The following is a 14182-nucleotide window of genomic DNA, read 5'->3' as shown; positions in this document are numbered from 1 at the left end:
CATTAGCCTTTTTTTCTACCACTCGCCTAGCGAGTGGTTTTCTGGATACAATAAAAGCAGGGCAAAAACCCTGCTTAATTATATAATTCTTATGCCTTTTTAAAAATCTTTTTAATCCAAAGCAAGAAGTAATTACATGCTTCTCCTTCAGAATTAAAAATTTTTAAAGCTGACTTTATACCGCGCTCACTGTAATAAACCAGCCATTTGCCGTCTAATTCCGAAATACAATACATTTCATTTGGTAATCCTCCTTTTAAAGAATATGAGTTATCCGGAATTGCAAGTTTAATTAATTCTGTTTTTAAATCTTTAGTTGTCATTAATTAAAAACCTCCTTTATGTAACCATTGTCAAGTAATTCTTGAATTGTCATGTCAAATTGATATTGTGTTCCTTCTCCGGGTTCACCAAACCATGCTGCAATATCCCCCCCATTACACTCAATTGGTTTAATTATTTCATATACATGATAAGGTTTTAAATATGTACCTGGGGCTAAAGATCTCATGTTATATGGTGTACCTTCTGGTGATACAAAAGTACCACTCTCAAAGCCATACCTATCAATACGCAAGCCTTGTTTTAATATAATTCTTTTAATAATTCCTTTAAATCCATTATTCCCATCCGGCCAATGAATTTCACCTGTGCTTTGATCAAAATATTTCGGATTATCAAAAATCGACTTATATTTGCGATATAATTCTTCACTCGGTGCATTTTCCCATTTACTTAGTTTTTCTCTGTCTTTATCTGAAATAATAGAATCTTCCGTAGTTCTATTATATCCCTCGCTCTGCTTAGTGTCAATCCCGTTTTCGGCGTTGAATTTCTTAATAACCTCAGCGCCTTGCATGATCTTATTAACCATTTCTTTGCCGTAGCTATCTGGAATTACATTGGCGTCACCTGTCTCGGCATATTTTTCAGCAACGGCTCTTTGTTCTTCTGTATATTCAAACGGTGCTAATTTCGCTTCTAATTCCGGATTCACTTCTGTGTTTGATTGTTCGGTTGAAGTCGTGCCTGCCTGTTCGGTGCTTGAAACTGACTTTGTTTCTGCCGCACTTGTAACAACTGTCTCAGCAGCCGGATTAACCCCTTGCAAAACTTCCGCAGAAGAAGTCAAACTGGCTTTCGCGTCAGCTTGTCCGGCATTGTACATGGCCTCGACCGAATCTGTGTAATTCCCGGCAGCAGCATTATCCCGCGTGTCCCTCGATATGTCCTCACCGTTAAAACCCGCATTATAGGCCTCGGTTAAGTCAGTATTCTCCGCAAGCCCCGGATTTGTTTCGGCGATACCCGCTAATGCCTGTGTCCCGACTTCTCCCATCGACGGTTCGGCTTTCGCGTTGTTATTCGCTATGTTCTCTTTTTGCCCTGTCAAGGTTTCAATCGCATTGACCGTTTTTGTACCCTCAACCGTTTCGGTTGTTTTGTTGTCTGACTTCATTTCGTTCAGGGTGTTTCGGATGTTTTCAAAATACGATTTGATACCCTCTGAAATTCCGGGCTTTTTCGAACCGGATGCTGTTTTGCTGTTCGTACTTGCCGCCATCTGATCCAGTGTGTTTTTTAATACGGTTTTCGCCGAGTCCGTTTCTCCCCTCGCGAGTGCTTGATAATACTCCGCTGCCTCAGAAAATCCGGATTTGAACACCGAGTTCTTCTCACCCATCTCGATGGCCAGGTTCGCGGCGATTTCATCCCCTATGCGGGACGTCAGTTCGCCGAGATCGATATTGTTCAGTTTTCCGGTCTTGGCAGCGCCCTCGACCGAAGCCGCCAATGCTCTCGTCGCCTCATACCGGGAAGATTTGCCCTGCTCGATGATGTTATCTGTGCCGTTTTGAATGTTTGATACATTATCCCCGATTTTGGACAGCACTTTTATATCCACAAAAGTACGGTATGCGTCTGTCGCGCCGCCGAGCAGCACGCCGGTGATCATGCTGATAAAGCCGTCGTACGCGGCCTGTCTGCCCTGATTGCTGTCCCAGTTGAATTCCCCCGTGGCAAAGTAATGGAGAAACGGCTCGATCAGGGCCTGTGTGCTTTCTTCGAGCAATTCGCCCGCGCCGCGTGATGCCATGGCGCCCAACTGTGTCAGAGCAATTCGGCCCAGTGTCGTTTCGGATGAATATTTGACAAACTCGCCGAAGTTCTTTGACAGTTTGCTTGCAATCGAATTTGCCCCGCCCAGTGAGCCCAAGCCGTCAAACACCATTTCCAAACCGACTTCCGACAGCGTAATCCAGTTTGCCTTTCGAACCGCTTCCGCATCGGAATACCCGCTCAGTTTCATATCATTATAGGTATTGCCCCATATGCTTGAACCGAACACGGTGGTTGTTGCAATTCTTCCCGCCACATTGATTGCAGCCGCAGCAGCGCCCGAAGCCAAACTTGCCGCGCCCATTGTGGCTACTGCGACCACGACCGCCGGAACATTCTGCCCGATGCCCATACTCATATCCAGCGACGTATTCTCGGAACGGTTTAGTTCATCCTTCAATATCGGAATGGCGTAATCATCGGAAAAAATCACCGGAAGGGTTTCTGTATCGCTGTCCAGAAAGTTGACAAGCGAGACGATACCCTTTCCCCAGTTATTTAATCCCATGCCCACGCCCATGCCCAATCTCTTGAATCCGTTGGCTTTTTCATATTCCTCTGCGGTCTGCGTGCCTTTAACCTGCAAATAAAACGAATTCAGCGTTTCGCTGTACTTGGACGCTTCTTCGAAACCGTATTTACCCAAGATATAGAACAGTGTGTCTCCGGCTTTTTCATTCCCGTACAGCGCGGAGATCTGATCCAGCACGTCGTATATCTCCCGCCTATCGTCGGTGCTTTTGTTTGCAAAGTCGGAAAGCACATCTTTCGTATAATAAACGTCGTTGTCAAACGAATCCCCGTTCTTCAACTCCGACTTCGAGGCGTTGATATATTTAATTTTACCCTCTGCTATGAACGCATCCCTGTCGGCTGAATACTCACAATCCTTGATATACAGATCGGAAATTTCTGCTTGTTCGCTGTCATATGTTCTCCTGCCGGAGACGTTTGTATTGCCTTTATTGGCGCGTTCCTTTAATCTTTCAGAGATCGAATCGATATAAAAGCGTGCCAATCCGCCTTCCTCATCGCCGTATAAACCCACAAGGTAGGTATACTCCGCATATTCCTGATCGGTCATGAACCTGTCGTCGAATGTTGCCTTAGACTCACCTTCACTTTGCAGCTGATACAATTTGACGGGGTCCTCTTTATTCAACGTATTATAATCGTTCAGTGCATGTCCCAACTCGCTGTACGCTTTTGTAATCTCCAATCGGTTAAGGGCGGCGGGGCTGTGATCACCGCTTTTTACGGCTGCCGCTGCCTTTTCATATGCCGCGTCAATTCCTGACATATTTATTGTAGCTGTTTTTGTGGGATCATTTTTTTCATAATACTTTGCCGACAGTTCAAGATAATATAAAAGGTTTTGATATACCGCATTTTTCTCTTCTTGTTTTGCAGCTGCGGCTTTTACCATTTCTATTTCATCTTTACCTCGCGCATGACCGGTTGAATTGACATGAAATATTTTAGAACTTATTTCCGCTAAATATTTATCATATCCGGGCAGATCGGATCCCCCAAAAGCCAGATAATCTTTTTCCGTATATGTTTTTCCGTCTTCAGCCTTATGGGAAAATGAGACCACACCGGAAAGCGCGCTCTCGTAATCGGTGCCACCCATCTTCTCTTTAATCCAATCGTTTTTCTCTTGATTGAATTTATCCATATTGGCTTGAAACTCTGCCTGCGCTTGATCTTCAAGCTCTGATTTCACCATTCTGACCGACATGCCGTTACGATCCGAATCACTCACTTTAATACCGGAGGACAGAGGTTCCACTGACTGGGCATAATCGACAACGTCTTTCGTAACCATTGGATCAGTTGCACTGCCTTGTGTATACAGTGTGTTATCGACCTCGGTTTTCTGCCCCATTTTGTCCCACGTCAGTTCCCTCGAATCAAAACTTCCTGGCTTTGTCGCTTCTGTGAATTCAAAATATCCGGGAACAGCCATGCCGCCCTCTTCATAGTCCGCAGCAGTGTATTCAATTAAACTCCCATCCACTCTTAATTTATCCGGAATTCCGCTGTTGTCACTGTAATGCAGCTCATAGTCGGCATTCTCCGTCGGCTTGACCCATTGATCCACAACTTCCATGCCTAAATATTTATCTTGTCCCTGCATCCTTTCCTCCATGAGTTCCTCCTTTGTTTTGGAGGTTTTGGCAGGCGGTGGGTTTTCTAAATAATCATAATATTTTTCGACATCATCGGGATCAAGCGGATCCAATCCCATTGCGGCCATTTCATTTTTTTCTTTTTTATATTGATCTTGATTTACTTTTTCCGCTTCCCGGAATGCCTTTTTATTTTCACTGTCTTGAAACACTTTATATATTTGATCTAAATTTTTGTTAAACTGTTCTTCAAATTTTGCTTTATATAAATCATTTTGCGATTGATATAACTCCGGATGGGATAACATGATCTCACGAAGGGTCTTATTGTAAGCTCTTTCAAGCGCGGTTTCAAAAATTTTATCGCCCTTCTCTACCTCAATACCGGCATCAAGAAGCGTTTTCCGCGTAGTATAAAAATCAAAAAAATTAATTTCGCCGTCTTTATTACCTTTAATAACTTCATTGTATTTTTCAATAGCTGCGTTCTCTTTATTATATTCTTCTTCGGTAATTTCCTCTCCGGCTGCATTCGTATAACGAGGAGATGTGTCAACACCAATATAATCCGGCACACCCTCCTCGCCGTTGTCTTTACGATATTTATACCAACCGTTTATATAATCCGCATATTTAAAATCCTTAACGGTATTATAATACGGTTTAATAGGATCCGGAACATCCTTTTCTCCGGCATCTTTACGTTCCTGATATTTTTTATTCATCCATTCTTCGCGTTGGGCAATCTTGATCATTTGAAGACCCTCGCCGCGCTGACTGGCTAAATTCATCGCAGCGGCTTTATAATCGACATCACTGATTATCTTACGAGAAGCTGGGGGCGTTTTTTCCTCCGCCTCCTTCTGGGCGGCTGCCAAAGCCGCCTCTCTTTCTTTTTTGATTTCATCCTGCTCTTCTTTTAACTTCCTTAGACGATTAAGGCTCATATCTATTCCTCCCAATCACGCATTGACTTAGGTTTTTAAACGCCGAATTCTTCTACGCCGATATCCATTACCTCACCTTCGGTCAGACCATACATGCCCATCAACGTCTCTGCATGTTCATCGGTCATTTTGTCAAGATATTGATAAATAAGGATAGCCGCCTCCCATCTCAGGTCATCTCCGACCAAACCGCTTTTAACATAATTTTGTATTTGTTCATTTATATCAGTGGCTGTTTTATAACTATCATCCGCATTTATTCTACTTGTATTTGTCACCCTGCTGTCCCCGCTTGTATATGGCGATCCCGAATCATAATACCCTGTGCTCCCCGTCTGCGCCGCGTGTTCCAGATCAAATGCCGCTTTTTGCAAGGCATACGAAAGCTCCCACTGACGGTCTGCCACAGCATCCCTGGATTCCTGATACAGCTGCTGCGCAAGCTGAATCGCATAGGTCTGAATGGCCTGCATGGTCGCGATATCTCCGCTCTGCTGGGCCTGACTGATGGCTAAATTGAGTTCCTTAACCGCCGTATTGTAGTCGCTGGTGTTGGTGTTCAGAGCATTTTGATAACCGTTGAATAAGCCCACCTGACTGGTCTCCTGCCAGCCGCTTCCGGCAAGACCCGCAGACCGGATGTTCTGATTGATCTTTCCGGTCGAATTGATGGCTCTGCTGAAGGTCAGATCGGCCTCCCGGTTGGCTTTTACGCGGGCTTTTTCGGCTTTTTCTTTTTCATATTCAAGCTGGTCGATCGCCTGTTGGGTCGTGAGTTTTTGTGCCTCAATTGCAGACAAAATCGCGGCTTTATACTGCTCTGTCACACTGCCCGATTTCGTCATGTCTTCAAGCTGCTTCAGCAGTTTTGTATACGGATCTTCCCCTTCGGCCGTCTCTGTTGTCCCGGTCTCTTCGACCACAGGCGTCTCCGGCGTCTCGGTATTCGTTCCGGTTTCCCCGGTGATCGATTCATCCTGATCGGTCACGTCGGTCTCTTGCGTATCCGTATCGGTAACAATCGGATTCGATGTCCCGGTATTCAGCGCTGCTCCGGCTGCTGCCCAACGATTCTTTTTCCTATTCACTTCATCTTCCGCAATCAGATAAGGATTATCTTCCTGATCCCCCGGCAGACCGTAAGTTGTTTTATAAATTGCCATTGATTCTCACCCGCTCCTATCTGTTTCCGATCCGGAGTTTTTTCACTTCCGTCATAATGTGGTCGAGGTAACCGTTCCCACTGAGGTCATCATGATAGATCTTGTGCATATCGATCAAATCCTCAAGGTCTTCCGCGGAGACCTCGCCCGCCCCGATATATTTCCGCCCCAAAAATTTAATCTTGTCATACAAAAGCTGGCGAACGCCTGCGCGCACGCCGTCTTTACAGGCTTTCCGGTCTCTGATCAGCGCGAAAACGCCGCTGATCAGAGCCGACAACGCGCCGCTCCCGAGGACCGCCAAGAAAATCTCCATGCGGCCCTCCTAAAAAGCGGCACGTCTTGCCGCTTTTTTGTTTTCATCCGAAAAGTGAATGCTTGAAACACCTCACCAAAAGGAAAACAATGCCATTGACCTGTTTATGGGACTGCGGATATGAAATAATCAAAGCCGCAGGAGGTGCTCAGGATGACACTCAAGGAAATCTACAACCTTGCGGACAACAAAGGATTTAACGTCTGGTATTACCCCTTCAAAGCCATTACATCCATGTCCACGCCGCAGGGCGATATTGCCGTCAATACGGATAAGCTCAAAAGCGAAGCCGAAGAACTGTGTCATCTGGCGCATGAAATCGGACATATTGAAACCGGCTCGTTTTATAAACTCGACGCCGATTCCGCAACCATTCGCAAAGCCGAAACCGCCGCCAACCGGTACGCGGTAAATTTGTTGATCTCAAAAGACCGTCTGGACAAGCTCGCCCGAAACGGTTATATCACCCCTTATGAGATAGCCGAACATTTCGGGGTAACCGAGGACTTCGCCCAAAAAGCCATCCGCTATTACAATAGTAATTAAATGAAAACGGGGATTTTGTCATACCCGCTTGAAAATACTGGTATTTTATGCTATAATCACATAAAATAATTGAGGAGGATTTTATTGTGCCTTTTTGTACGAAGTGCGGAGCAGAAACGGAAGGACCATTTTGCTCTGAATGCGGCAATCCTTCGCGCGAAAACGATGATCGTAAAATAGATAATGAACAAAACCCGTCTCATTATTCCGCCCCTCTTGATCATCCGAATCCCTGTCCGATTTGCGGGGGTGAAGCCTTGTTCATTGAAACCTATAAAGACCGCAACGCTTTTTATTACAAATGCCCGACCTGCGATAAATCCACCGACGAATTTCCCTCGCCCATCACCGCTTTAACTGCATGGAACAACAGCGAACCAAAGGATTTGAAAGATACATATGATCGGATTCTGTATTCTTTGATTATGCATCCGGCAGCGACCTGTTGGCAGCTGTTTTGGCGTCTTTTTCTTATATTGCTCTTTCCTTTTACCATTTCATTCAACCTAATCGAGGCCGACGATTCTTCAGCTCTGACTGTATTCCTGATCATGACCGTTGTCTGCCTCGGAATCGGTATTCCCCTTTTCGTCCGTTACGACAAGCGTCGCCGCAGTTACATTCGTCATCTCCCACCCGAAAATCGAACAGCAAATGAAAAAGCGCGTTATCGTGCTTTTATCCTTGTTCCGATCATCTATCTGGCTCTGTACTTAATGTTTTTATTACCGATTTTATTTTCATAATTCAATGATAAGAATTGCGTTAAAGGAGCGACAATATGTATTTAAAATCCTGCCCAATCTGCGGCGGTGAACCCGAGCTTTCCGAAGCCATACAAGACCGCACCGGATACTACTGCGAGTGTTATGCATGCGGAAAATCCACCGACGAATTTGCAGCCAAACAGGCCGCTGCCGATGCCTGGAACCGCAGCCGTACCACGGATTTAAAAGACACCGAACTCAGGGGTGTGTATGCCATCATCATAAATCCGTTTAAAACCTGGTGGCAGGCTTTCATTCGTTTCTTTTCTTACCTTTTCGGCCCGGTTTTTGTCTATTTTATCGTATCCTCTCTCAGCGCAGATTATCCGACATTTCTATCTGTCGGAATGTATATTTTCGGTTTTTTCTGGATTTTAATCGGTACCTATTTTTACATAAAGTTTTTTAAAAAACTCATCCGCGTCATCCGGCGGTTATATAAAAAAGAACGCATTACAAATATTGCGGCATTGGTTTTCGGCAATGTCGTTGCAATTTGCGCACATGCCGCCCTGCTCTGGTATGCCCTCATCCCATATGCCGAATTATGCCGTTACTAAAAACACGGAGCGCTCTATGTTGCACAGCAGGAATTGGTTGATAAAACACAACTATCCTTTCGGGAAAGCTGCCGAAAGGATCCCGTTCGGCGACGTCAAAATCGAATATCTGCGTACCAGGCCGGACGTCACACTGTTCAATCCCAACGGTGAAGAGGATTATATCGGCGACAACGAACATCTGCTCGTAACGGTTTCGCCCGACGGCGGCGAACTGTTGGCATTTTGGACACAAAGCTCCTGCGAAGCCAACGGAGACAATCACATCGTGATTTCAAAAAGCCGAGACGGCATTCATTTTACCTCCCCCGAATATATCACCGGCACAAAGCGGGGTCAACTGCACAATCAATCGAGTTGGGGCTTCCCGGTTTTAAGTCTGAAAGGCCGCATTTACCTGTTCTTTACCAAGGAACTCGATATTTTCGACAACAACTACAGCGGCAGCGGGGCCATGGGCTGCTTGTATTCGGATGATGGTGCAAACACCTGGTCAAAAGAATCGCTTATCCCTATGCCCCGCTCTCGTCACGATAACCCTGATGTAAGCAAACCGAAAAACTGGATCGTCTGGCAAAAGCCCATTCGGGACGCAAAGGGAAAACACTTTGTCGGCTACACCCTTGTAACCAGCCATGCACACGGCATCAAAGACCCGGATCAAAGCCGCTGGGTCAATGCGGACAGCCGGTGCTATTTTATGTGCTTTGAAAATCTCGACGAAAACCCGGAACCCAAAGACATCAAAATTACTTGGCTGCCCGACGATGATAAAGGCATTGAAGTTCGAAATAAAACTCTGCCTGATATGTCGACCGCTCAGGAACCCGCTGTTACGCTGTTGCTCGACGGAAGAATTTTCTGCATTATGCGCAACACCACCGGCTATATCCAATATTACCTGTCTTCCGACAACGGTCATACTTTTACCGATCCGAAACCCCTGCGTTATTGCGATGGCGGACCGAAGATCAAGCACCCGATGTCCCCCTGTCCGATCTATGACGTCGGCGGCGGGCACTACCTCATTGCCTTTCACAACAATGCCGGAACCCACCTCGGATTTTCGCAGTACGCCGAAAATTGGCCCTGTAATATGGCCAACTTCTACCGTAACCCTTTATATATTGCAGTCGGAAAATTTTCGCCCGAGAGCGAACAGCCCCTGCGGTTCGGAAAGCCGTATAAATTCCTCGACGATGACGATATCGCAGTCGGCCCGAAACAGACCGCCGAGACCGGAACTTATACAAGCGTCACCGACTTCAACGGAAAACTGACCTTTTGGTACCCCGACCGAAAATACTATCTGCTCGGCAAATACCTCTCACCCGAATTGATTACCAAACTCGCCCCGGAATAATTCCCAATTTGCTCTTGCTTTTTTTACAAATATCGGTTATAATGCCATTTACTTGAGTGTGCGGCTGCACTCAAAAATTCTTTTCTGTCCCCGGACGTCATGCAGAATCTGCAGACGTCATTTTCGGTACGGCATAAACAAATTGTGCGGCTGCTGTTTTTTATGCTGATGGAACAATTTCATATTACTGATAAAACCGTAATTTTCATTGCGATTCAATTTTCTGTTGAGACATCCTACACCGTCTTAACGGCTTTTTGAGTTCATTGTAAAACGCGGCGGATCATGATTCTCTATGCAGGATTTTTGTATAGATATCCGGGGCGGAAAAGAACATCATTAACCGTTCAGGTCCAAAAAGATACCGTTGGTGCAATTTTCACGAACCATATTTACGACTATGCTATTATTCACTGGGGGTGATTATCCGCTTTAAAAAAGGCCGGAAAAATCAAACAGGAGGACAAATTCTTGACGAAACAAACACAGAAAAAAAGCACAAAAAAAGTCAAGGAGGAGACAGAAAACAAAAAAATCAATTGGCATGAAATCCTGTCGATCATGAAACGTTATTATAAATACACCATTGAGTATTTCTGGCAGTGGGGCATTTGGCGCTTCATCGGCGGTTTTGCTTCCGCTTCAGTCGGTCTGCTGTTCAGTTATAATCTCGGTAAAATCATCGATATCATCGTTGACAACGATTGGCAAGCCGCTGTCAAAGCCATCATTGTTTTGGCTTTTCTGGCAATATTCCGCATGATCATCGGGTACACAAATTCGCTGACGTCTTATCGGTACGATATTCTTTCGGGCCGAAAACTGCGCAAAAAGGCCATGGAACGAATTCATTCTTTGCCGATCAGCTATTTCGAATCCAAACACACCGGCGAAGTTATTTCGCGGGTGGTCAACGATATCGATAAACTGCAGTCCTACTATTCCGACTCGATCGCCGGCACTTGGAGTTATCTGCCCATGAACACGATTGTAGGACTGTGGCTGTTGCTCTCAATCAACTGGAAACTGACTATCATATGCGTTATTTCAATTCCACTGTTCACGATAGTGATCGGTAAAATTTCGATGCCGATCGCCGAATCGGGCAAAAAGATTCAGGAGTGCATTGCAACCTGCAACTCCTATCTGCGCGATTTCATCGAGGGGATCGAGATTTATAAGATTTTTACCATGGAAAAACGCCATGGCAAGCATTTCGAAGACGCTGTCGACGAAGGCGTTATTCACGCCAGAAAAAAATCCGCTCGACAGCGTGTATCCTGGGCCATCGGTTCGTTCAATTATGTGCTTCCGACCGTACTCTCCTATGCCATCGGCGGTATCTTTGTCGCACGGGGCGAGATGAGCATCGGTGACTTGGTCGCTTTCAGTACGGTACTGCCGCCGGTCGCCAACATCACACATCAGTTTGCAGGCAGCTACACCGGTCTGATCGAACATATGGGCATTGCGAAGCACTTCTTCGAGCTGATCGACGAAAAGCCCGAACGCACCGACGGCGGTGATTATTCCAAATCGGGAGCCGGCGTAGAACTCGAATTTAAAGACGTTTCCTATTCCTATCCCAACGGCCTCGCGGTATTAAAGGACTGCATATTCAAGGTCCCGGGCGGCAAAACAATCGCGATGGTCGGCGCCAGCGGCGGCGGAAAATCCACGCTGTTCAAACTGCTGTGCGGTTATTACACCTCCTACACCGGTGAAATCCGCATCAACGGCGCCGAACTCTCCGAATGGAACCTCGATGATTTGCGCCGCAATATCGCCTATGTCAGTCAGGAGAGCTACCTGTTCGACAATTCAATCAAAGAGAATATCCGATTCGGCAAGCTCGATGCCACCGACGAGGAAGTGATCGAAGCCGCCAAAAAGGCCTATGCCCACGATTTCATCACCGAACTCGAAAACGGCTACGACACCAAGCTCGGTGAGCGTGGCGTGCGGCTTTCGGGCGGACAAGCCCAGCGTATTGCCATCGCACGTGCTATTTTGAAAAACGCGCCGTTAATCCTGCTCGACGAACCGACTGCGGCGCTTGATACAAAAGCGGAATTCTATGTGCAGAAAGCGCTTGAAAACCTCTCGCAAAACAAAACCGTATTCGTGATTGCGCACTGCATCTCCACCATTGAGAAATCCGATAACATTCTCGTTTTGGAAAACGGCCACATCATTGAACAGGGCAAACACGCCGATCTGGTCTCCCGGGGCGGCCGCTATATCGAGCTCTACAGCTCTCAAATCGCAAGAGAGGAGGCGGTTTTTAATGCCTGAAAACACCAAAGACAAGACCCTGTCTGAGAAAAAGAATAACATCCTCAAGGATATAAAACACCTTCTCTCCATCCTCGGTAAATACAAAGTACTCTATATCATCTTCATGCTCCTGTCATCGATTATCGGATCATTCATGACGATCATCGCTGCCGAGACAATGCGGTCTCTGGTCTCTTTTTTCGTGGATAAGGACGGCAGTATCACCGTAACGCGACTGATCGTACTTATCGCATCCATGACCTTTTACCGGCTGGTTATCGGTCAGCTGATCAATTATGTTATCAGCATTCTCCAGATTAAAATGGAAGCCGATATCCGCAAACGCCTGTTTTGGAAACTCCAGTCAATGCCCGTCGGTTATTTCCACGGCAGCCACAGCGGCGATTTTGTAGCAAAGATGAATCTTGACGTAACATCGGTCAGCAAAGCTGCCGATACCCTCTGGGATGGCGCTTATACGATCATCAATATGGCGTTTATCATTCCCTACTTCATGTCGCTCGACTGGCGTCTTTCAGTGGTCGTAATAGCGCTCGGCATATTGTTCTCTATCTTCATCAATCTGGTGGTCCGTCCGATGCGTAAACGCAGCAAGGATATCCTCAAATCAATGTCGGAGATGTCCATGACGACGACTGAAAGCGTGACCGGATTTAATGTGACCAAGATGTTTTTACTGCAGGACAAATTCTCAAAGGATTTTTCCGACGGTGTCGACACCATCTACGAAAACCAGAAAAAGTACGGGAATCTCTCGGCGTGGATCGGTTTTTCCCAGATGGTCATTACATATGGCGGCCGGGCTGCTATCGGCATTTTCGGTCTGATATTTGCTTTCAACGGCACACTTGATGTTTCAGTGCTTGCGGGTATGCTGACCGTCTATTACAACATTATCGACTCCTTCATCAACGTCGGCAGCGTTCCGTCGGATATGCAAAAATACTTCGCAAGTTCCGACCGTCTTTATGATCTCTTCAACACCTCCTCCGAACCGGAGCGTTATGAGATCGGCGGCACCGATCCTGAGGCGGGCGTGCTGCTCAAAGACGTCGAATTCGAGTATAACGACGGCATGCCGGTGCTGAAAGGTGTCAGCATCTGCGCCAAGAAAGGTGAGATGATCGCCTTGGTCGGCGACAGCGGCAGCGGTAAAACCACCTTAGTCAAATTGCTCGCCGGCTTGTATGCAGCCAATAAAGGTGAAATCGTCGTCAACGGCAGAGGCCTGTCGGATTATACCCTGACGGAACTCCGCCAAAGCGTCGCCTATGTCCCGCAGGACGCCTATGTCTTCAACGGCAGCATCAAAGAGAACATCTCCTACGGAAAAGACAACCCCACCGACGACGAGATCATCCTGTCGGCCAAAGAAGCCAATGCCGACACCTTCATTATGGAAAAGCCGGACGGCTATGAAACTCAGGTCGGGGAACGCGGCATCCAGCTCTCGGGCGGTGAGCGCCAGCGAGTTGCGATTGCAAGGGCAATTTTGAAAAATGCGCCTCTGCTGCTGCTCGACGAAGCCACCTCGAGCTTGGACAGCGAGACCGAATTAGCGATTCAGGCAACGCTTGAGAAGCTGATGAAAGGCCGCACCAGCGTGGTGGTCGCCCATCGGCTCTCGACCATCATCAACGCCGACCGAATTTACTTCATGCGTGAGGGAAAAGTTGTCGATTCCGGCAGTCACAAAGAACTGCTCGAAAAATGCCGTGACTACTCCGACCTTTTCTACAAAAACTTTGAAAAAGTCGCGGTCTCTTGATTTCATTGCTTTCTATTTAAGGGTTAATCCCTTACACACTTCACACCATGGCAAAACGGGCGGGATATCTCGCCCGTTTTGCCACTCCCGCCCTAAATTTTGTCTGGGTTCTGCCAATATTTTGTTGAAATAAAGCCCAAATTATGTTATGATAACTTTTGTACATACGATAATAAAATCGGTCTTGCACCGATGTAATTC

10 protein-coding genes are annotated in these 14182 nt (G+C 46.5%); 6 read left to right on the top strand and 4 right to left on the bottom strand.

What is annotated here, in order from left to right; all coding sequences use genetic code 11:
• Positions 1-89 precede the first annotated feature (89 nt).
• From PK629_09745 to PK629_09730, 4 genes are read right to left on the bottom strand one after another with little or no spacing between them, the layout of a single operon-like run.
• A complete protein-coding gene (locus PK629_09745; GenBank protein ID HOP11758.1) occupies positions 90-323 on the bottom strand; it encodes a hypothetical protein in 234 nt (77 codons plus the stop codon).
• A complete protein-coding gene (locus PK629_09740; GenBank protein HOP11757.1) occupies positions 323-5200 on the bottom strand; it encodes a TNT domain-containing protein in 4878 nt (1625 codons plus the stop codon). The genes PK629_09745 and PK629_09740 overlap by 1 nt, the downstream gene beginning before the upstream one ends.
• 35 nt (positions 5201-5235) lie before the next feature.
• Positions 5236-6363 carry a hypothetical protein gene (locus PK629_09735; GenBank protein HOP11756.1) on the bottom strand — a complete coding sequence of 376 codons (1128 nt, stop codon included), beginning with the start codon at positions 6361-6363 and terminating at the stop codon, positions 5236-5238.
• A 16-nt stretch (positions 6364-6379) separates the two neighbouring features.
• On the bottom strand, positions 6380-6679 hold the full coding sequence (locus PK629_09730) for a hypothetical protein (GenBank protein ID HOP11755.1): 300 nt from the start codon (positions 6677-6679) through the stop codon (positions 6380-6382).
• A 153-nt stretch (positions 6680-6832) separates the two neighbouring features.
• Between PK629_09730 and PK629_09725 the strand changes: the two genes are divergently transcribed.
• The 6 genes from PK629_09725 (at position 6833) to PK629_09700 (ending at position 13981) form a co-directional block, all read left to right on the top strand.
• Entirely contained in the window at positions 6833-7225 is a 393-nt protein-coding gene (locus tag PK629_09725; GenBank protein HOP11754.1) for an ImmA/IrrE family metallo-endopeptidase, read from the top strand.
• Between the two features lie 257 nt (positions 7226-7482).
• Positions 7483-7971 carry a hypothetical protein gene (locus tag PK629_09720; GenBank protein ID HOP11753.1) on the top strand — a complete coding sequence of 163 codons (489 nt, stop codon included), beginning with the start codon at positions 7483-7485 and terminating at the stop codon, positions 7969-7971.
• A gap of 35 nt (positions 7972-8006) precedes the next feature.
• The gene (locus PK629_09715; GenBank protein HOP11752.1) at positions 8007-8552 is read left to right on the top strand and encodes a Lar family restriction alleviation protein; all 546 of its coding nucleotides are present in this window, start codon (positions 8007-8009) and stop codon (positions 8550-8552) included.
• Positions 8553-8589: 37 nt separating this feature from the next.
• Positions 8590-9915, top strand: coding sequence for a sialidase family protein (locus PK629_09710; protein HOP11751.1), 1326 nt, complete (start codon positions 8590-8592; stop codon positions 9913-9915).
• Between the two features lie 471 nt (positions 9916-10386).
• On the top strand, positions 10387-12210 hold the full coding sequence (locus tag PK629_09705; GenBank protein ID HOP11750.1) for an ABC transporter ATP-binding protein: 1824 nt from the start codon (positions 10387-10389) through the stop codon (positions 12208-12210).
• Positions 12203-13981: an ABC transporter ATP-binding protein gene (locus PK629_09700; protein HOP11749.1), complete on the top strand. Its 1779-nt coding sequence runs from the start codon at positions 12203-12205 to the stop codon at positions 13979-13981. Before PK629_09705 ends, PK629_09700 begins: the two co-directional genes overlap by 8 nt.
• The last annotated feature ends 201 nt before the right edge of the window (positions 13982-14182 follow it).

The sequence above is a fragment of the Oscillospiraceae bacterium genome, from assembly GCA_035380125.1.
GTDB lineage: Bacteria > Bacillota > Clostridia > Oscillospirales > JAKOTC01 > DAOPZJ01.
Note: the sequence above shows the minus strand (reverse complement) of the source record. Positions and strands in the feature narration are given on the sequence as shown.